The organism is Mesorhizobium sp. RCAM 06353 (assembly GCF_059683585.1).
Map to the genome: position 1 here is coordinate 5,226,300 of NZ_CM185031.1, position 18,855 is coordinate 5,245,154.

Annotated in this window: 18 protein-coding genes and 1 pseudogene; 12 read left to right on the plus strand and 7 right to left on the minus strand. The window is 60.9% G+C overall.

Annotated elements, in window-relative coordinates; translation table 11 throughout:
- Nucleotides 1–32: 32 nt before the first annotated feature.
- The 7 genes and pseudogenes from AC56QX_RS25320 to AC56QX_RS25350 all read left to right on the plus strand — a co-directional run bounded on the left by AC56QX_RS25320 (nucleotide 33) and on the right by AC56QX_RS25350 (nucleotide 9,846).
- The gene (locus AC56QX_RS25320; protein ID WP_497111236.1) at nucleotides 33–866 is read left to right on the plus strand and encodes a universal stress protein; all 834 of its coding nucleotides are present in this window, start codon (nucleotides 33–35) and stop codon (nucleotides 864–866) included.
- A 116-nt stretch (nucleotides 867–982) separates the two neighbouring features.
- Complete coding sequence (gene gpt / locus AC56QX_RS25325; RefSeq protein ID WP_027045568.1) at nucleotides 983–1,483, plus strand: xanthine phosphoribosyltransferase; 501 nt, start codon at nucleotides 983–985, stop codon at nucleotides 1,481–1,483.
- Nucleotides 1,484–1,694: 211 nt separating this feature from the next.
- The gene (locus AC56QX_RS25330; protein ID WP_497111237.1) at nucleotides 1,695–2,183 is read left to right on the plus strand and encodes an NUDIX hydrolase; all 489 of its coding nucleotides are present in this window, start codon (nucleotides 1,695–1,697) and stop codon (nucleotides 2,181–2,183) included.
- A gap of 108 nt (nucleotides 2,184–2,291) precedes the next feature.
- Nucleotides 2,292–2,603, plus strand: coding sequence for a PilZ domain-containing protein (locus AC56QX_RS25335; RefSeq protein ID WP_497111238.1), 312 nt, complete (start codon nucleotides 2,292–2,294; stop codon nucleotides 2,601–2,603).
- Nucleotides 2,604–3,298: 695 nt separating this feature from the next.
- Nucleotides 3,299–7,074: pseudogene (locus tag AC56QX_RS25340) on the plus strand (vitamin B12-dependent ribonucleotide reductase).
- Between the two features lie 76 nt (nucleotides 7,075–7,150).
- Nucleotides 7,151–7,900 (plus strand): AbiU2 domain-containing protein, encoded by a 750-nt coding sequence (locus AC56QX_RS25345; protein WP_497111239.1) that lies wholly within the window; start codon nucleotides 7,151–7,153, stop codon nucleotides 7,898–7,900.
- Nucleotides 7,901–7,938: 38 nt separating this feature from the next.
- On the plus strand, nucleotides 7,939–9,846 hold the full coding sequence (locus AC56QX_RS25350) for a DUF7380 domain-containing protein (RefSeq protein ID WP_497111240.1): 1,908 nt from the start codon (nucleotides 7,939–7,941) through the stop codon (nucleotides 9,844–9,846).
- 22 nt (nucleotides 9,847–9,868) lie between these two features.
- On the opposite strand, the gene AC56QX_RS25355 is transcribed toward AC56QX_RS25350, so the two are convergent.
- From AC56QX_RS25355 to AC56QX_RS25375, 5 genes are all read right to left on the minus strand, one after another.
- Nucleotides 9,869–10,438, minus strand: coding sequence for a hypothetical protein (locus AC56QX_RS25355; protein WP_497117886.1), 570 nt, complete (start codon nucleotides 10,436–10,438; stop codon nucleotides 9,869–9,871).
- Between the two features lie 49 nt (nucleotides 10,439–10,487).
- On the minus strand, nucleotides 10,488–11,009 hold the full coding sequence (locus AC56QX_RS25360) for a hypothetical protein (RefSeq protein WP_497111241.1): 522 nt from the start codon (nucleotides 11,007–11,009) through the stop codon (nucleotides 10,488–10,490).
- Nucleotides 11,010–11,052: 43 nt separating this feature from the next.
- Nucleotides 11,053–12,018: a DUF3592 domain-containing protein gene (locus AC56QX_RS25365; protein ID WP_497111242.1), complete on the minus strand. Its 966-nt coding sequence runs from the start codon at nucleotides 12,016–12,018 to the stop codon at nucleotides 11,053–11,055.
- Nucleotides 12,019–12,162: 144 nt separating this feature from the next.
- Complete coding sequence (locus AC56QX_RS25370; protein ID WP_497111243.1) at nucleotides 12,163–12,771, minus strand: methyltransferase; 609 nt, start codon at nucleotides 12,769–12,771, stop codon at nucleotides 12,163–12,165.
- A gap of 38 nt (nucleotides 12,772–12,809) precedes the next feature.
- Entirely contained in the window at nucleotides 12,810–12,971 is a 162-nt protein-coding gene (locus AC56QX_RS25375; protein ID WP_497111244.1) for a hypothetical protein, read from the minus strand.
- 104 nt (nucleotides 12,972–13,075) lie between these two features.
- Here AC56QX_RS25375 and AC56QX_RS25380 point away from each other — a divergent pair, with 104 nt between their 5' ends.
- The 3 genes from AC56QX_RS25380 (at nucleotide 13,076) to AC56QX_RS25390 (ending at nucleotide 15,026) form a co-directional block, all read left to right on the plus strand.
- Nucleotides 13,076–13,987 (plus strand): LysR family transcriptional regulator, encoded by a 912-nt coding sequence (locus AC56QX_RS25380; protein WP_497111245.1) that lies wholly within the window; start codon nucleotides 13,076–13,078, stop codon nucleotides 13,985–13,987.
- A 31-nt stretch (nucleotides 13,988–14,018) separates the two neighbouring features.
- Nucleotides 14,019–14,396 carry a VOC family protein gene (locus AC56QX_RS25385; RefSeq protein WP_497111246.1) on the plus strand — a complete coding sequence of 126 codons (378 nt, stop codon included), beginning with the start codon at nucleotides 14,019–14,021 and terminating at the stop codon, nucleotides 14,394–14,396.
- Between the two features lie 441 nt (nucleotides 14,397–14,837).
- Nucleotides 14,838–15,026 carry a hypothetical protein gene (locus AC56QX_RS25390; RefSeq protein ID WP_497111247.1) on the plus strand — a complete coding sequence of 63 codons (189 nt, stop codon included), beginning with the start codon at nucleotides 14,838–14,840 and terminating at the stop codon, nucleotides 15,024–15,026.
- 28 nt (nucleotides 15,027–15,054) lie between these two features.
- Here AC56QX_RS25390 and AC56QX_RS25395 read toward each other — a convergent pair whose 3' ends face one another.
- Entirely contained in the window at nucleotides 15,055–16,143 is a 1,089-nt protein-coding gene (locus AC56QX_RS25395) for a glycoside hydrolase family 25 protein (RefSeq protein ID WP_497111248.1), read from the minus strand.
- Nucleotides 16,144–16,444: 301 nt separating this feature from the next.
- On the opposite strand from AC56QX_RS25395, the gene AC56QX_RS25400 reads away from it, so the two are divergent.
- Nucleotides 16,445–17,362, plus strand: coding sequence for a DUF1402 family protein (locus tag AC56QX_RS25400; protein ID WP_497111249.1), 918 nt, complete (start codon nucleotides 16,445–16,447; stop codon nucleotides 17,360–17,362).
- A 25-nt stretch (nucleotides 17,363–17,387) separates the two neighbouring features.
- Entirely contained in the window at nucleotides 17,388–18,017 is a 630-nt protein-coding gene (locus AC56QX_RS25405; RefSeq protein WP_497111250.1) for a DedA family protein, read from the plus strand.
- Here AC56QX_RS25405 and AC56QX_RS25410 read toward each other — a convergent pair.
- The gene (locus AC56QX_RS25410; protein WP_497111251.1) at nucleotides 18,014–18,805 is read right to left on the minus strand and encodes a phosphodiester glycosidase family protein; all 792 of its coding nucleotides are present in this window, start codon (nucleotides 18,803–18,805) and stop codon (nucleotides 18,014–18,016) included. The two genes, AC56QX_RS25405 and AC56QX_RS25410, sit on opposite strands and share 4 nt — an antisense overlap.
- Nucleotides 18,806–18,855: the final 50 nt, after the last annotated feature.

Genomic DNA, 18,855 nt, shown 5'->3' on the forward strand with positions numbered 1-18,855 from the left:
GAGATCGAAGCTCGCCAGATTGAGGGATCACCATGCGCTTCAAGACCATCGTTGCCATTCTGCAAAACGAGCAGGACGCCGAGCGCGTACTCGACTGCGCCATTCCGCTCGCCAGCCGCTACGAGAGCCATCTGATCGGCATCCATGCCGAGGCGCTTCCGGTGCCCTACACGTCGGCGACCGGCTTCCCGGATACCGAATTCCTGCAGGTGTCGGCCGACATGAACCGGGAGCGGGCCGACAAGCTGCAGGCTGTCTTCCTCAAGCGTATCGAGGATTCCGGCCTCTCCTTCGAATGGCGCAGCCTGGAGAGTTTTACCGGCGACAGCGCGCTGACCGGCATTTCGAGCGTGCGGGCCGCCGATCTCATTGTCGCCGCCCAGCGCGAGACCGGTGGTGATCCGAGCGCCGACGTCGACACCTTGGTCTATGATGCCGGCCGGCCGGTGCTGGTGGTGCCGAGCGCGGGTCCGCTGGTCACCACATTCAAACATGTGCTGCTCGCCTGGAACGGCAGCAAGGAGGCCGCGCGCGCCGCCTTCGACGCCCTGCCCTTCATCATCGAGGCCGAGAAGACCGACATATTGGTCATCGATCCGCCCGATACGCTCGACGAAAGCCCGGAAGCCGCCGGCGCCGAAATCGCATCGGCCCTGTCGCGCCATGGCGCCAACGTCAGCGTCTCGGTGCAGAAATCGGGCGGCACCTCGGTCGACGACATGATCCAGAACCGGGTCGCCGAGACTGGCGCCGATCTTCTGGTGCTTGGTGCCTACAGCCACTCCTGGCTGCGCCAGCTGCTGTTCGGCGGGGTGACGCGCACGGTGCTGCGCACAACGCAGGTGGCGGCCTTCCTGTCGCGATAAGTCCACAGCCATCGCAGCCGGTCGCCCTTGCCAAGTCCAAGGGTTTCCAGTTAATTCCGCGCGCATTCCCCTGTTTTTGTGCACGCGGCTTTCGCGTGCTGCGGAGTGCGCGAAAAATGTCCCTTCCCGAAAAAGCCTTTCCGGTCTCCTGGGATCAGTTCCATCGTGACGCCCGTGCGCTTTCCTGGCGGCTTTCCGGCGCCAACAAGGGACAATGGCGAGCGATCGTCTGCATCACCCGCGGCGGTCTGGTCCCCGCGGCGATCATTGCGCGCGAGCTCGGCATCCGCGTCATCGAGACGGTCTGCGTCGCCTCCTATCATGACTACACCAGCCAGGGGCAGTTGCAGGTGCTGAAGGAAATCACGCCCGCGCTGCTTGCCGACGATGGCGCCGGCGTGCTGATCATCGACGACCTGACTGACACCGGCAAGACCGCCGGCATCGTGCGCGCGATGATGCCCAAGGCGCATTTCGCCACCGTCTACGCCAAGCCCAAGGGCCGGCCGCTGGTCGATACTTTCGTGACCGAGGTCAGCCAGGACACCTGGATCTATTTCCCCTGGGACATGGGCTTCACCTACCAGAAGCCGATCGCCGACGACCACGCCGGCTGATTCGCAACAAGCCGCATTTTTCCAGTTAAGCCGCACCCGATGACAATATTTGCTTCCGCGGACGGACCTGCGGGGCAGGATATCCTGTGAAATCGACCTTCGTTGACGGGAATCGGCCAGCCTGATCAAAGTTTTTACTTTTATTGGTCACAATTAGCCGTAAGATTCGTAAGGCGGCAAACGATTCTGGAGGCTGGGGTTAGCTTCTCCGATGTTGACAAGGCCAACGACGCACAACCATCTGGCTGAAAGGGTCCGGCGACTCTTCGGCACCGCGCCGTGCCGTCTGCAGGTTGCTGCGCTGCCTTGGCGCGATACCGGGAACGGCGTCGAGATCATGCTGATCACCAGCCGCGATACGGGCCGCTGGGTGTTGCCGAAGGGCTGGCCGGAGGCCAGGGAGCCGCTCTGCGAGGCGGCGGCGCGGGAAGCCGGCGAGGAAGCCGGGTTGCGCGGAAACATCTCCCATCTCGAAGCTGGCCGTTATTTCTATGCCAAGGTGCTGGCATCAGGCGAAGAAGTGCCTTGCGAGGTGCTGGTGTTTCCGCTGCACGTCGACAGGATCGCCGATCGCTGGAAGGAAAAGCGCTCGCGCACTCGCAAATGGGTCAATTCCAGCGAAGCGATGCGCATGGTCAATGAACCGGACCTTTGCCAGATCATCGCCTATTTCTGCGCCGACCCGCACAGATTCCCCTAAACGACATCTTCCGCGTGTTCTATGGCGGATTCACAACCATGCGATGTGCCGCATGAATGGTTTGCTAATTTTTCTTCGCTAAGAATCGACCAATCTGGCGATTCATCGATGGCAAACTCTGTAGACCCACTTCAACAGGATCCTAACGAGCCCAAGCGCGAGCACCGTCCACGCGTGCTCAAGGGCGGTTCCGTCATCACCGGCATTCAAAACTCGGAAGTCGGTGTTACGTTGCGCAACCAGCATGCGGGCGGCGCCGAATTGAAAGTTCCGCTCGAGTCGCGGGTTCCCGATCGTTTCCTTCTCTATGTGCCGCTCGACGGCGTCGCCTATCGCTGCGAGGTCCGCTGGCGCCGCAACGACCGGATCGGTGTAAAATTCACCGGCACCGAGCCCAAGCCGAAGCTGCATTACGGCTGATATCAGGCGCATGAGCCCTGACAGGCTTTTGCAGCCGAGCAGATTGCTCCCGACAAATGCCTCCGATCGTCGCCGGCTCGCAAATCCGCCGCCCGAAACGGTAATCGCAGCGGCGCATTTCTATCCCCGTTATCCACATGTGTGACACACAAGATGTTGGGGTCACAAAAGCTACGCAAACGAATCCTTGACGGCGCAAAACGAGTCGCCTTTTATAGGCCATGCGCTCCTGTTGAGAGTGCGACCGGAAAGTTCTGAGCCCGGTCTTTTTCCCGGATTATGTGCGTTTTTGCCCGCATTTCCGCCTGTTTACGAGGCCGGCATTTCCGCCTGTTTACGAGGCCGGCGGAAGCGTTGGGATTGTGGGTGGTGGGGCGACGAAAGGGAGAATTGTCGGACTGGAATAAATTGTCTGTTAATACTATATTTAGTGTTTGCAGGTAGGTTCGACGCTAGATAGTGTGAATTTCCCTCAAGTGAGGGAATCGAAAAATCAGATTTGAGGGACCCGCGAGGTTCCCCTGCGCGTTGTGACAGAGGCTTCTTAAGGAGCCCAGGCAGCAAGTGCTGGGGGAGATCGCGAAATGGAGAGCCGGCCGTTTTCGAACGCCGGCAGACGGCGGACATGCGCGTTTCGCATTGGGGGCAGAAATCCCTGGGGAAAAGCGCTATATATAGACAAAAGGACCGGACCAATGCGCATCGAGCGTCGCTTCACCAAGCCAGGCCAATCAGCTTATGCGGAGATCGAATTCCGCAAGGCACTTTCCGAGATCAAGAATCCGGATGGCTCGGTGGTGTTCCGCTTGGACAATATCGATGTGCCGGCGCAATTCTCCCAGGTCGCCGCCGACATCCTGGCGCAGAAATATTTCCGCAAGGCCGGTGTCCCCGCGCGGCTGAAGAAGGTCGAGGAGAACGACGTTCCCTCCTTCCTGTGGCGCTCCGTCGCCGACGAGGCCGAGCTCGCCAAGCTGCCGGAAGGCGAGCGCTACGGGTCCGAGATCGACGCCCGCCAGGTCTTCGACCGGCTGGCCGGCACCTGGACCTACTGGGGCTGGAAGGGCGGCTACTTCAAGACGTCGGAGGAAGATGCGCGCGCTTTCCGCGATGAGCTTGCCTATATGCTGGCCACTCAGCGCGTCGCACCGAATTCGCCGCAATGGTTCAACACCGGCCTCCACTGGGCCTACGGCATCGACGGCCCGAGCCAGGGCCACTTCTATGTCGACCCCTTCACCGGCAAGCTGACCAAGTCGAAATCCTCCTACGAGCACCCGCAGCCGCATGCCTGCTTCATCCAGGGCGTGCAGGACGACCTCGTCAACGAGGGCGGCATCATGGATCTGTGGGTGCGTGAAGCGCGCCTGTTCAAATACGGCTCCGGCACCGGCTCGAACTTCTCGCTGCTGCGCGGCGAAGGCGAAAAGCTGTCCGGCGGCGGCCGCTCGTCCGGCCTGATGAGCTTCCTCAAGATCGGCGATCGCGCGGCGGGCGCCATCAAGTCGGGCGGCACGACGCGCCGCGCCGCGAAAATGGTCATTGTCGATGCCGACCACCCCGATATCGAGGAATTCATCGACTGGAAGGTCAATGAAGAGCAGAAGGTCGCCTCGCTGGTGACCGGCTCCAAGATCGTCAAGAAGCATCTTGAGTTGATCATGAAGGCCTGCGTCAATTGCGAAGGCAATGGCGATGACTGCTTCGACCCGGCCATCAACACGGCGCTGAAGCGCGAGATCAGGGCGGCCAAGAAGGATGCGGTGCCGGAGAACTACATCTACCGCGTCATCCAGTTCGCCAAGCAGGGCTATACCTCGATGTCGTTCAAGACCTACGACACCGACTGGGATTCGGACGCCTATCTGACGGTTTCGGGCCAGAACTCCAACAATTCGGTGTCGCTGAAGGACAATTTCCTGCGCGCCGTCGAGCAGGACGCCGACTGGCACCTGACCGCCCGCAAGGACGGCAAGGTGCTGAAGACGCTGAAGGCCAGGGATCTCTGGGAAAAGATCGGCTACGCCGCCTGGGCGTCGGCCGATCCCGGCCTGCACTTCAACACGACGATGAACGACTGGCACACCTGCGCTTCCGCCGGTGCGATCCGGGCCTCCAACCCGTGCTCGGAATACATGTTCCTCGACGACACGGCCTGCAACCTCGCCTCGATCAACCTGCTGCCCTACCGCAATGCCGACGGCACGATCGACATCGCTGCCTATGAGCATACTGTGCGGCTGTGGACCATCGTGCTCGAAATCTCGGTGATGATGGCGCAGTTCCCGTCGAAGGAGATCGCCAAGCAGTCCTACGAATACCGCACGCTCGGCCTGGGTTACGCCAACATTGGCGGCCTGCTGATGACCTCGGGCATTCCCTATGACTCCGACGAAGGCCGCGCGATCTGCGCCGCACTCACCGCGATCATGACCGGCATGGCCTATGCCACTTCGGCCGAGATGGCCGCCGAGCTCGGCGCCTTCGCCGACTATGACCGCAACGCCCAGAACATGCTGCGCGTCATGCGCAACCATCGCCGTGCCGCCTATGGCGACAAGGACGGCTATGAGAAGCTGGCCGTCAACCCGGTGCCGCTGATCGCTTCCGACCTCAAGCAGCAGGCGCTTGTCGAGCATGCGAAAGCCGCTTGGGACCGTGCCATCGAGCTTGGCGAGGAGCATGGCTACCGCAATGCGCAGGCGACCGTCATCGCGCCGACCGGCACGATCGGCCTGGTCATGGATTGCGACACCACCGGCATCGAGCCCGACTTCGCGCTGGTGAAGTTCAAGAAGCTCGCCGGTGGCGGCTACTTCAAGATCATCAACCGCGCCGTGCCGGAGGCATTGCGCACGCTCGGCTATTCCGAAGCCCAGCTCGCCGAGATCGAGGCCTATGCGGTCGGCCACGGCAATCTCAACCAGGCGCCGGCAATCAACCCCGGCTCGCTCAAGGCGAAAGGCTTCACCGACGACAAGATCGTAGCGCTTAATGCGGCGCTGAAGTCGGCCTTCGACATCAAGTTCGTCTTCAACCAGTGGACGCTGGGCGCCGACTGGGTGAAGGAGACCTTGGGTTCACCGACGAGCAGCTCAACGATTTCTCGTTCGAGATCCTGCCGGCGATCGGCTTCTCCAGGAAGGACATCGAGGCCGCCAACATCCATGTCTGCGGTGCGATGACGCTGGAAGGCGCGCCGTTCCTCAAGGCCGAACACCTCGCCGTGTTTGACTGCGCCAGCCCGTGCGGCAAGATCGGCAAGCGCTCGCTGTCGATCAACAGCCACATCCAGATGATGGCGGCGGCACAGCCCTTCATCTCCGGCGCCATCTCCAAGACCATCAACATGCCCAACGACGCGACGGTGGAAGACGCCAAGGGCGCCTACATGCTGTCGTGGAAGCTGGCGCTGAAGGCCAATGCGCTCTACCGCGACGGCTCGAAGCTGTCGCAGCCGCTGAATTCCTCGCTGCTCGCCGATGGCGAGGAGGATGAGGACGATGCGGTCGAGCAGCTGATCGCGGCCCCGGCTGCGGCGCGTGCTGCGCAGATCACCGAGCGGATCGTCGAGCGCATCATCGAACGCGTGTCGCGCGAACAGGAAAAGCTGCCCGGCCGCCGCAAGGGTTATACGCAGAAGGCCAAGATCGGTGGCAACACCATCTTCCTGCGCACCGGCGAATATGATGATGGCCGCCTCGGCGAGATCTTCATCGACATGAACAAGGAGGGTGCCACGCTGCGTGGCCTTCTCAACAACTTCGCCATCGCCATTTCACTCGGCCTGCAATACGGCGTGCCGCTCGACGAATATGTGCACGCCTTCACCTTCACCAAGTTCGAGCCGGCCGGCATGGTCATCGGCAACGATGCCATCAAGAGCGCGACGTCGATCCTCGACTACGTGTTCCGCGAACTCGCCATCTCCTATCTCGGCCGCAACGACCTTGCCCATGTCGACCAGTCGGACTTCTCCAACACCGCACTTGGCCGTGGCATCAGCGAAGGCAAGACCGACGCCGTCTCCAAGGGCCTGACCCGCGGTTCGCCGGTGAAGCTGGTGTCGAGGGCAATCGGCAACGAGCCGAAGGGCTTCGCCGGCTCCACCACCCCTGCCCGCTCGGCGCCGACCGCCTTCTCCGGCTCCAACGTGCTGGCGCTCAAGCCGGCCAGCGACGAAGCGGTCGCCTACAAGCGCGATTATGAGGATCGCGCCAAGGAACTGGCCGAAGACATCGCCTTCGAGGAAGCGGTTTCAGAGACCTCGGACGCCACGGCGGCGCTGTTCACCGACGCCGCGGCCAATGAAGCGGCCGAAGCGAAGAAACTCGCCGCCGACCGCCGCGCCAGGTCACTGCTGCAAGGCTACACCGGCAATTCCTGCTCCGAGTGCCAGAACTTTACCATGGTGCGGAACGGGACCTGCGAGAAGTGCGATACGTGCGGCGCCACGAGCGGGTGCAGCTGAGGACACATCAGCAACCTAACGATCTCGCGTTTTGACTTGGAGCTCCGACCAATGTCGGAGCTCTTTGGATTCTCCGATGACACACCATACTGCTGCCGAAGCTCTTCCTAATGATATAGCTGCGTTGGGCAACGACTATGGGCTTGCCTTCCACCACTGCTGCCAAGAACTTTGGCGGGTTTCATCCTCGTGGGATCGCTATGAGGCATTATTTGGTAGCCAAGAGCGAGTTAATCTCCTGAATGAAAGTAGCGGGAGCTTCTGGCATGCAATGCAGGGCGTATTGCTCGAACACGTCTTGTTGGGCATCTGTCGATTGAGCGACTCGGCTGGGGCTGGGCAGCGACGGAACCTAAGCGTTTGGACATTGGTTCACCTTGATCCATCAAGATATAAGGGCAGATTGAAACAACGCGCCGAAATAGCGACCCGAAAAGCGTCGTTTGCTAGAACTTGGCGAGACAAGCGAATTGCTCACAACGACTTAGAGCAATCGACGGGCATTGCGAATAAGTTAGCTCCCGCAACTGGTAAGCGGATAACAAAGGCAATCCTTTCGATTCACGAGGTGCTTCGATGGATCAGCGCGAAGCATTTTGACAGTGACATGGGTCTTTTAGAAATGGGAGATTACGACGCCATTGAGCTAATGACCTACATTGATGACGGGCAGAAATATCGAGCCTTGAGGGAGTCAGAATACAATTCTGGAATCCCCATTAGCCGGTATGAAAATCGCTATGATTGGATTCGCACAGGTACGAATCCCAGCGAACGCTATACAGTCGATTTTGATCTTAAGCTGCCAAAGGCAAATAACCGATAGGCTGCCACAGTCGTCCAAGCCGCTAGAGGATTGTAGCCATGACGGCGAATGAGGTCGCTGAGGAGGAACGAGATGGCAGCGAGTCGCGAACTGAAAGCACTGTGATCCCTCTTTGGCTGCAGGCCACTGTAGAGGACATGCAGGGACTAAATTTCGAAGAGCCGATAGCTAATTGTAGCTCAGCTGATTGTTCCAATCTAAGTACAGTGTATCGCGAGGCGGCCAAACTCCAAGAGCAACCTGGAGACGCAACAGCTGAACCAGTCGCACGAGTTTTTGCGATGCTCTCGGCCGTGACTAATTTTCATTTTCGGCCAAATAACCGTAACGCGCCCTTTGGCCCCATGATGGTCACGGGGGACCGACGCTCACCGATTCCTGAAGACTTTCGGGGGGCACCCATTCTAGCACTGGCGGACGCTTCAGAACGGGCAGAGAATCCAGTCTTAAAGGCGCGCCTGAGCGACGTGTGCTGGCTTCTTGAGCGTAAGCGGAACGCTTTGGGAAGAGCGGCCGTGGCTGCCTATGTTGCCATTGTAGAGGGACTAGATTCCGGTGGGCTCAGGGACCGCCTAGATCGAAACGACCCCATTCTTGGGCTGACGGCACGCGATGCCCTCAGACGCGCGCTCACAGTCGGACGCGCTATCGGATGGAACAACGAAGAAGTAGTCGCCGCGCGCAGTTGGATTTCGGTAGTAAGGGCGCGCGCTATCGACGATGGCAATCCAGTCCCGGTCCACTGGTTTTTCGAAATGGACTTGGATTTTGGAATTTCTGCACCCGGCGAGCTAGGGGCGGGAATTGAGCAATTCCTTAACGATAGGGACGCCACCTCAAACTCGCATATGATCGTTGAGCTCTGGCGTTTGGCCGCGCGCGCTCATCATCATGCGAAGGATGAGGAAAGCAAATATCGATGCCGTGTCGCCGCAGCCGAGGCGCTTGTCTCAGAAGCTGAGCGCCATGCATCAGCGATGCTTGCGTCGCACTGGCTGAGCCAAGCGATTGCGGAATACCATGGGATTCCGGGCAAGCGGGAGCGGCGCACGGAACTTCGACACAAGCTGATCGATATACAAGCTGGCATCACGGAAGAGATGTCACCCTTCTCGCTTCCTATCGACCTTCGAAAGATCATCGACCATGTTCAAAAACAGCTCGAAGAGGAGCACGAGCTCAAAGACCTGCTATTGCTTTTCGCTGACCTGGAGAGGTCGCCGCAGCCCGAGAAGCTAGTTGAGGACGCCGTTAAGTCGGTCAACGACCACCCGCTGTCCTCTCTATTTGGCACATCGTTCCACGATCATGAGGGCAAGGTCATTCATAGGTCCGAGGGCGGAGGGTTTCGCGACGACGAAAACAATGACGCCATCCGCGTGCAAATAGCTCACCAAGAGCAAATACGTCGACAACTTCATTCCTCTGGCCAGGTAGAGGTCGCGCGACGCTATATCAATGACCGCTTCTACATTGGCGAAGATACGTTCCACGGACTTCTTCGGCATAGCCCTTTTGTCCCAAACAACGTGATCGGCACATTCAGTCGGGGTTTTGCTCATTTTTTCGAAGGGAATAACACCGGCGCGCTCTACATTCTAACGCCGATGCTTGAAAACTCGCTGCGGCACGCTTTGAAAATGTACGGCCACGACGTAACCACGTTCGATGATGCCAAGCAGATTCAAGAGGATCGAACCATCTCGGCACTCTTCGAGCAGATGCGCCCCGAGCTGGAAGACACATTTGGCAAAGCGATCATTGCGGACATCGACAACCTATTTCTCTCCAAGCCGGGCCCAAGCATTCGCCATGCCTTGGCACACGGCCTTCTCAATGACGGCAGTCCCTACAGTCCAGACGCCATTTACGCATGTTGGCTGATTTTTCGTCTCTGCTGCATCCCGCTCTTTGGGCACCGCGATGATATAGAACTGCCTACGTGATAGGCGACGACGTTGACGCCCCTCACCCCTGCGGCAACACCCTGAGCGTCTGCTCATCAAACAACGGCTCATCCTGGCCGATGCGCACGAACAGCACTTTCCACCCCTCGCCCGCAGGCACCTCGAAATACTGGATGCCGTCAGGCATTTCGCCCCAGTCGCCGCAGGGCGGTTCGGGAACCTCATCGGGGTTGGCGAGCGCCTTCAGCTCTTTCGCGTAGGCGGCGTTGGGGCTGAATGTGTAGCGTTTGACGCCGGCGGGAGCGGTGCCTTCCGTGTAAGGCGCCAGCACGCAGCGGGCGCTGACCGCCTTGTCGGTCTTTTCCAGGAACAGGCGCTGCAACGCAGCCTCGGCCCTTTCGCCTGATTTGATGTCGAACACCTCGACCAGAGGGTCGGCCGCGCCACCGTCGCTGTATTTGATGGCGAGCGCGTTGCCTGCGAATTCGAAATGGATCTGGCGAAAGCCGAAATCGCAGCGCTGCACCCAGGCGGCAAGGCCGATCGTCTTGTCGGCGAGTTTTTCCCAGACGCATTTGTCGATCGGCGGGCGCGACGGCGCGGGCTCGTCCGCGCGTGCCACGGCAGACATCGTCGCGGATGCAGAAAGGGCGCAAGCCCAGGCGATCGATCTCGTCGTGCTAGTCATCGCTGCATCCTGTCAAGGTGAAGGCATCCCAGGCCGAGCCATTGGGATTGGCGTTGGCGAAATCGGCCCATTCGGTGAAGGCCACGCCGAAATCAGGCAACAGCAGCCCTTTCGGCGCCGGTGTCGCTTCGCGCGAATTCAGCTGCTCAGCGCCACCGCCGGTCAAGGCATAGACTTGGCCGTCCCATATCCGGCACAGCCCGCTGCCATCCTGCAGCCCCGCCTCGCGGTCGTCATCGGTGCAGGTGTGGCGGATGGTGCCGAGCGGAAACGAATTCCTGCCGTTGGTCCAGGTGATGTCGGCCGGCAGGTTTTTGTCGGTGTTGGGCACGCTCAGCGAAAACACCTGCGCGGTCAGCGCCGCCGGCTCGTTGTCCAGCGGCCGGAATTGCAGAACCGCGCCCGAGCGCGGCTCGCGGTAGGTGGCGTGACTCAGCAGGCATTCCCCGGCGCTCGCTGCCTGGATCGGGCCGAGCAGGCCCAGGAAAACGAAGGCCAGTTTGCGAATGATCACTGGATGTCTCCGGGAAAGCGTCGTGGAAGCCAAAGGCCTGTCCTCACACCAGCCCGACCAGCCAGGCAGCACCGCCGAGAAAGCCTGCCGAACAGACCCACAGCAGCCAGAGCCCGCGCACCCGGCATTCGAGCACCGCCGAGGCGGGGTTGGCGGGGTCGTAGTGCACGTCGACCTTGCTGCCCTCGGCATAGCTTCGTGCCTGACCGCTGACGAGGCCGGGCAGCGAGGCCGTGACGGTGGCGCCGAACGTCACGCGGTCAGAACTGTAGCGCTGGCCGGCGACGCCGTAGCTGTAGACGATGCGGGATTTGAAGACGGTGCGCCAACGTCGATAGTTGCTATAGTTTCGCAGCGCCTGCAGACCTGAGGACTCGATGCGGCCGGCGGCGACCGGCCATTTTGCCGCCTGCTCGGCGAGCGACTTCTGGGCGAAGCCCATGCGCAGGATCATCAGGCCCATGAACAGCAGCAGTGCAGCGGCTCCGAGATTCTGCGGCTTGGGCAGATGCGGCCGGATGGCCTCGAGCAGGCCGCCGACGGAAAACACCAGAACGACCGCGACGATCACCAGCCCTGCCGAGAGCTGGAACATGAACTTGAAGGCTCCATCGGGCATGGTGCGCTCGATCACGGCTTTGCTCGGATCGGCCGGATTGTAGAAGACGGTCACTTCCGCGCCGCGCGGAAATTGCGCAAGGGTCTCGGCGACTTCGAAATTCCCAAGATTCTCCTTCACGCTGTAGCGCGAGCTCTGAAATTTCTTGCCGCCGACCTTGTATTCGAAGGTGATCGCCGGAAAATTGCGCATCTCGGTGGTATCGCTGCTGTCCGAGCCGACGCCCGAGCTTCTGACCTCACGCGCCTCGACACGCGACGAGATGATCTTTCCCGGTGTCGGCAGCCAGCGGCTGAGCGCCTTTACCTCTCGCCATTTCAGGAAGGTGATGAGCGACAACATGCCCGCGACCGCGCAGGCAAAGCCGACAAGCAGAATTTTGAGCTCCACCCTGATCCCCCCGGAGTGCAGGAACCGGCACTAGACAGCACCGCGGCGGCGTTGTCTCGCTTATTCGCAAAGTCGGGAGGTGGCGGGCGGGCGTAACGCACGCCCTCTCCTTCTCCCCCTTGTGGAAGAAGGGAAAAGATCCCCTCACGCCGGCCTTACAGCCAGGAACGTGTTCCATTCTTCGTCATTGCGGCCGAGGTTGAAATCGTCCCGGAGAAGGACCAGCCCGGCGGCTTCGAGACGGGCCGCAAAATCGTCCCTGCGCCAGTAGACCGTATGATATTCGCCTGATGTCTCGCCATCGCCATTGCGCATCGATACGAGGAAGGCGCCGCCTGGCCGCAATGACCCTTCTATCCTGGCAAGCACCTGGTCGGTCTGGTCGCGCGGCACATGGATCAGGACGGCCAAGGCCAGGACGGCGTCATAGGGGCCGCCGAGATCATCGGTGAGGAGATCGAGAAGCTCACCATGCTTGCCGCGTGCGGCCTGCAGTTCGAGAAACCGTCTTGTCGCGTCAGTGCGGCGAACCTTGACGCCCAGGCCCTCCAGAAAGTCCGCATCGTAGCCCGCTCCCGACCCGACTTCCAGAATCCGGCCTTCTGTGCCGGCGATCGCCACAAGCCGCTTCAGCGATGCCTGCTCTCTCTCGTTGGGGACATGCCGCACAATGGCATCGTAGCGTTCCGCGTAATCTTCATAGGCACTGATCGTTTGACGGCTCTTGGCCAGAGCCTGCGACAACACATCCATCTCTCCCTCCCTTGCGTCCGTGCGGGTCAAAAGCTTGTTCAGCGAACGCTGCCGGGAGGTACGTGCCCGTCGAGCACGCCAATGTCGCGCAGAAAATGATCCGACAGCGAACGGTGGTCGAGCAGGCCGCGCCTGCGGGGTCTGAACGGCGCGGTGAAGAGGTCGAGCATCGGACGACGAAGCGTGGTGTAGAGGGTCATTGCCGTGTCCTTTCAGGTTCGAGTTGATGACCACAGCATGCCTGTTTGCGGCCTTGGTTTCCAATCGAACGTGGCGTAGCATGCATCAGGAGGATTGATGCATCATGAGTTGGGAGCTACCGCCCTTAGGGGCCATCCGGGTCTTTGAAGCCGCAGCACGGCTGGGCAGTTTCACAAAGGCGGCCGAAGAACTCGGCATGACCCAGTCAGCGGCCAGCTATCAGATCAAAGTGCTGGAGGAACGCGCCGGAACGCCGCTTTTCATAAGAAAAACAAGACAGATCGTCTTGACCGAGGCCGGACAGCACTTGGCGCCGCACGCCACCGGCGCGTTCTCGGCCCTGGCGGATGCCTGGGTCGCCACCAAGGGTGGAGCGAGCGGCGTGCTTTCGCTGACGACCATGGCGACATTTGCATCGAACTGGCTGGCCGTGTGGCTTGGAACATTCCAGCTGATGCATCCCGATCTCGCCGTGAAGGTCGACACATCGTCGAGGCTGGTCGATTTCGGGCGCGAGGGCATGGATATCGGCATCCGGACCGGCACCGGCAAATGGCCTGACCTGACCGCCCACTATCTGTTCAAGGCCGACTACACGCCAATGCTCAGCCCAAGACTGGCCGAGAGCGTCGGCGGCATCCGCCAGCCCGAGGATCTCTACAAGGTGCCGCTATGCGGCCCTGACGATCCCTGGTGGAAAATCTGGTTCGAAGCAGCCGGCGTGCCCTTCGAGCCCGCTCGTATCATCCCCGGTCCGGCGCTCGGCGGGCAGGCTTATGACGCCATGGCGGCACTGACCGATCAGGCAGCTGCCATCCTCACGCAAAATCTCTACAGCGCGCTGTTGGCGAAGGGGCAGCTGATAAAGCCTTTCGACATCGTCGGGTCCGACGGCGACGGCTATTGGCTGGTACATTTGGAAAGCCGCCGCAACGTACCGAAGATCAAGGTGTTCCGGGATTGGGTGCTGGCCCAGACCGCCGACATTCGAGAACAGGAAGCGCGCCAGACATAGGCTTACAGGCGCACGCGCAACAGAGGACAAAATGATCGATCACATAACCATCGAAGTGGGTGACCTGGAGAAGAGCAAGCTCTTCTATGAGCGCGCTTTCGCGCCCCTGGGGTATCGCCTGTCCTTCGGCAAGGACGGTGTGTTCTGGGCCTTCGCTGTCGGCGATGGCTGCCTGTTCGAGATCCAGCGAACCGGCGAGACGCCGCCGCTCACCCATCTTCACGTGGCGTTCCGCGTCGGCAGCAAGGCGGAGGTCGATGCGTTCTATCAGTCAGCGCTGGAGGCCGGCGCCAAAGACAATGGCGCACCCGGCCCGCGTCCGGCCTATGCCGAGAATTACTACGCCTGTTTCGTGCTCGACCCCGACGGCTACAACATCGAGGCGATGATCAACGAGCCCTCGGCTTGATCCTAGCCAGGCAGGGAACCCAGCACGAAGAGGTCAATGACGAAGGGGGCACATGCGCCTCCTCACCCGCGAACACAGCCGTCCAACTGGACCCACGTGATCCGGAAGGGTGGGCGCCCGCATCGACCAATCCGTTGATCCAGATCAACGCAGATACGTCGCCTGTGCTGTCTCCTCGGCTATCACCCAAGGAGAACGAACATGTCGACTTACGACCTCATGGTTGTCACCGCAGTGCTGCTCAGTTTCTCATCATTTTCCGCGGTTCTCGCCTTTGCAACTTTCGACGAATCGCGTCGCCGTCACAAAAGATAGGGTCTGGCGATCGACTGGGCGGATGGGTGTCTGGCGGCCATTCACACGACGAAGTGATATAGATGCAATTTGACGGCGGATCGGATCGAATGAGAACGTCTGGAAAATAGCAACCGGAAAGTGGCCATGAGCGATGAAGCCGACGATGACAACGACATCGTGAACCAGCTCGCCTATGTCAGGGCAGATCCAACCCAGCATGACACGCTGACGCTTTTGACCATGATCGACGCGGCGCTTGCCGAAATCATGAACTTGAGGGCGAGGTTGCGGCTAAGCGAGGAGCGGAATGGCGGGAGCCGCCAGCTCCAATGAGGATCAGCCGGCGGCAACGCTAAAAGGGCTAGTCCAAGTCCGCCATCATCTGACGGCCGCCGCCTCCGGCCCAGGCACGCCATTGCCGCTCGTCGCCGTGGAAGACGTTGAGGTCGATGCGGCCGGTCACGCCATGCGACAGGCCGGAGCCGGAATACTGCCAGAACAGCCATTTGCGGCCGGGATAGACCTTTGAGGGATGCCTTGCCACCGCGCGCAGCCAGAAGGGGTAGTCTAGGAAGGCACCCTGGAGATTGTCGCGATAGAAATCGGGCGAGGTGTAGATGATCGGACGCTGGCCGTAGTGACGCTCCAACTTGTCCATGAACACCTGCATCTTCTCCAGCACCTTTTCGCGCGACGGGCGCCGCTGGCAGGAGGAGTCGCCATTCCACTCGACGTCGATCACTGGCGGCAAGGCGCCATCCATCTTCGGCACGTTGCGGATGAACCAGTCGGCCTGCTCGCCGGCGGTGCGGCACCAGTAGAAGAAATGATAGGCGCCGCGCTTCAGCCCGGCGGCATCGGCATTGCGCCAGTTCTTCATGAACATCGGATCGAGATGGTCGCCGCCATCGGTCGCCTTGATGTAGGCGAAGTTGGCGCCCTGGGCGCGCAGCTTGCCCCAGTTGACGTCGCCTTGCCAACGCGAGACGTCGACGCCGTGCACGGCAAGGTGACGGGGCGAGGAGCGGCCGAAATTGATCGGCTTGGCGTCACGAAAGCCGTAACGCATGATCGACCCGGCAAACATGGGCGGCCCATTGCGGCTCAATAGCTTCGACGGTGACACCAGTGCAGCCGCTTCGACCGACGGCTCGGCACTGTCGGGCAGCTCAGGACTGTCGGGCAACTCAGGTGTTGCAAGCATCGCCGTTTCTTCTTCCGCCAGGCCAAAAGGCCGAGCAGGTTCGTCCGCGGGCGCTGCCTCTGCCAGCTTGCGTGCTCTGGCTTTGGCCACAGGGACGGATGCAATCGGCGCGCTTGGCCGCACCACCGAGCTGGTGGTCTCGTTCGACGGCTTTTGCATGTCGAGCGCGTCCATGCCCGATGTCGACGAACAGCCGGCAAGGCACAGCGCTGCGATCACGAAACTGACGACGCCTGGTAACCGCATCTGGACCTGTACTCAAAACGCAACAGACCGAAGGCGACAGCCGACGGACAACCAGCCCAGTTATGAACGAGAAATTACCAATAAAGTTTGAATCAGTTTTTTACCATGACTGTGACCCGTTCAGACATTCGCCGGCGACGGCCGGCCAAGCCTTGACAGCGCCATGATGTGGCTGTTGAGACGAGGATGCGGCGTTTGCCGCCGGCATTTCCCACGACTCCCAAAAAGGCGCCCGATGATTGCGTTGCAGCGGCTTCTCCTGGTCCCCCTGCTCGCAGCCCTCGCCTCCTGCGGCGCGCTCATGGATCGGACAGCGCATGCCAGCGGGCTGGTCGTCGTTCCTCCCGGCAATCGCTCCCAGACGCAACCGACGATCCCGGATGCATCGGCGACGCGAACCCGCGCCTTCAAGACCACCTACGCGGAGAAATACGAGAAGATCGTAGCACTCCTGAAGCGCGAGAAGAAATTGGTGGCGCGCATCAAGCAGGTGGCGGCGGCCTACGATATCGACCCCATCCATATCGTCGGCGCGCTGGTCGGCGAACATACCTACAATGTGACGGCCGTCGGCTCGGTCCAGACCTATTATGTGAAGGCGCTGTCCTATTCCGGCCTCGACTTCGCCTTCCGCTACAAGGGCGTGCCGGTGCAGACCTTTGTCCAGCGGCCGGAATTCGCGGCCTGCGCCGAGGCCAAGGACAGTGCCAGACTGTGGAGCTGCCGCGACAGGGTGTGGGTGGAACATTTCCGCGGCAAGACGGTCGACGGCGTCACCTATGACGCAATGACCTTCCAGCAGGCATTCTTCCAGCCCTTCTTCGCCGGCCAGACCTTCGGCCTCGGCCAGATCAGCCCGCTGACAGCGCTTGAGGTCACCGACCTCGTCAACAAGGTCAGCGGCTACGACACGCTGACACCGGATCATCCGCAGGCGATCTATCGCGATGTCATGGATCCGGATCGCAGCATCGTCTACATCGCCGCGATCGTGCGAGACGCCATCGACGCCTACAAGGAACAGGGCTTCGACATATCAGGCAATCCGGGCATCACGGCGACGCTCTACAATGTCGGCCAGCCCCGGCAGCGGGCGGCCGATTTGCGCGCGGCGGTTGCCGGCGGCAAGGGCCGCAAACTGCCGGTGGAGAATTATTACGGCTGGCTCGTCAACGACAAGCTCGACGAACTCAGAAGCCTGCTCGACAGCGGCAGCTGAGAACCGCTTTCAACACGGAGCCCGCGTGCAGTCGTTCATCGACCAGAGCGTTTGTTTCATCGAGAACCATCAGGCCTGGGCCGGCCTCGTGGTCGGGCTGCTGGCCTTTGGCGAGTCCCTCGTGCTCGTCGGCATCCTCTTGCCCGGCACGACGGTGCTCATCATCGTCGGCGGCCTGGTAGGGGCCGGCATCGCCCAGCCTCTGCCCGTACTTCTGGCCGCCATGATCGGCGCGGCGCTCGGCGATACCATCTCCTATTTCCTCGGCAAATGGCTGGGGCGCGGTGTCGTCCACAAATGGCCGCTCAAGCGCTATCGCCGCGAGGTCGCCAGGGCGCGCCTGTTCTTCCACCGTTATGGTTTTCTGGCCGTTTTCGTCGGCCGCTTCTTCGGCCCGGTCCGCGCCACCGTGCCGCTGGTCGCGGGCATGATGGGCATGCACCGGCGCCGCTTCCAGATCGCCAACATCCTGTCGGCGATCATCTGGGCTCCGGTCGTGCTATCGCCGGGATGGCTGGTGGCCAAGGGCGCCGGCAGCATCCCCGAGCTCGATGTGACCAGCCTGTTCGGGTTAGCGGCGATCGCCGTGGTCGCCTTGATCATCATAGCGGTGATCGCGCTCAAGCTCCGGGGTAAGCGAACCGCCCGAGCCTAGCCCCTCTTCCTGAACACCCCGATCATCGGTCCCAGATTCCAGTAATCATCGTTGCGGCCAATCGCGGGCGCGAACAGGCTCGATATCGTGCCATCGAGAAACAGCGCATTATCGCAGCCGAGCGCATCGCGGAACAGCCGGGCGAATGCATGGAAATTCACCGTGCCGTTCGAAATGGCGAAGACCGCGACACCATCCTTGCGCACCCCGACCCCGTCGCGGGACTTGCCCGACGTGCCGTCGGACTGGAATTTCGGATGAAGCTGGCCGTCGATGACCAGCATCGGCCCGGATTGCGTGGCATAGTCCGTGGATGGCCGCTTCCTGACAAAGTCCCTTGTCGCGCGAACCGCCGCCTTGCCTTGGCTGATGTAGAAGATGCCATTCGGCTGCAGCGAAAAATTGCCGCTTCCCGATCCGGTCTTCACACCAGCCATCTCCTGGCCACGCTCGACATAGAGGCCGACCGGCCTGAGGTCGGGATGATACATGCCGGCATTGATAGCAAACAGCATGGTGCGGCCGGCGACGCGCTGGGCGTTGTCGAGATTGTGCAGCGACTGAAAGGGCTTGCCGGCCGGATCCTTCCAGAACAGTTCGATCGAATAGAGTTTAGGGTCGACCTCGCAGACCAGATAGCTGCTCGCCTCGAAGGCGAAGTCGCGGCACGGCGGCACCGATGCGACCCATTGGCCGAATGCCATCGTGGTGGCGACCGCCTGCGGCAGCGCGGCCTTGACCAAACCCATCAGCAGGGGCGCCGCGTTGAGAAGTGTCAGAAAATCCATGCATCTATCCGATTACCAGTTCCAACGAGCGGCCGTGGATAGCACCGTCG

Excerpts from the sequence above, each read along its gene's own strand:
- AC56QX_RS25375 (WP_497111244.1), bottom strand. The coding sequence starts at position 12,971 with ATGACCCTCTACACCACGCTTCGTCGTCCGATGCTCGACCTCTTCACC.
- AC56QX_RS25335 (WP_497111238.1), top strand. The coding sequence starts at position 2,292 with ATGGCAAACTCTGTAGACCCACTTCAACAGGATCCTAACGAGCCCAAG.
- AC56QX_RS25385 (WP_497111246.1), top strand. The coding sequence starts at position 14,019 with ATGATCGATCACATAACCATCGAAGTGGGTGACCTGGAGAAGAGCAAG.
- AC56QX_RS25400 (WP_497111249.1), top strand. The coding sequence starts at position 16,445 with ATGGATCGGACAGCGCATGCCAGCGGGCTGGTCGTCGTTCCTCCCGGC.
- AC56QX_RS25395 (WP_497111248.1), bottom strand. The coding sequence starts at position 16,143 with ATGCGGTTACCAGGCGTCGTCAGTTTCGTGATCGCAGCGCTGTGCCTT.
- AC56QX_RS25330 (WP_497111237.1), top strand. The coding sequence starts at position 1,695 with ATGTTGACAAGGCCAACGACGCACAACCATCTGGCTGAAAGGGTCCGG.
- gpt (WP_027045568.1), top strand. The coding sequence starts at position 983 with ATGTCCCTTCCCGAAAAAGCCTTTCCGGTCTCCTGGGATCAGTTCCAT.
- AC56QX_RS25370 (WP_497111243.1), bottom strand. The coding sequence starts at position 12,771 with ATGGATGTGTTGTCGCAGGCTCTGGCCAAGAGCCGTCAAACGATCAGT.
- AC56QX_RS25380 (WP_497111245.1), top strand. The coding sequence starts at position 13,076 with ATGAGTTGGGAGCTACCGCCCTTAGGGGCCATCCGGGTCTTTGAAGCC.
- AC56QX_RS25355 (WP_497117886.1), bottom strand. The coding sequence starts at position 10,438 with ATGTCTGCCGTGGCACGCGCGGACGAGCCCGCGCCGTCGCGCCCGCCG.
- AC56QX_RS25345 (WP_497111239.1), top strand. The coding sequence starts at position 7,151 with ATGACACACCATACTGCTGCCGAAGCTCTTCCTAATGATATAGCTGCG.
- AC56QX_RS25410 (WP_497111251.1), bottom strand. The coding sequence starts at position 18,805 with ATGGATTTTCTGACACTTCTCAACGCGGCGCCCCTGCTGATGGGTTTG.
- AC56QX_RS25350 (WP_497111240.1), top strand. The coding sequence starts at position 7,939 with ATGACGGCGAATGAGGTCGCTGAGGAGGAACGAGATGGCAGCGAGTCG.
- AC56QX_RS25390 (WP_497111247.1), top strand. The coding sequence starts at position 14,838 with ATGAGCGATGAAGCCGACGATGACAACGACATCGTGAACCAGCTCGCC.
- AC56QX_RS25320 (WP_497111236.1), top strand. The coding sequence starts at position 33 with ATGCGCTTCAAGACCATCGTTGCCATTCTGCAAAACGAGCAGGACGCC.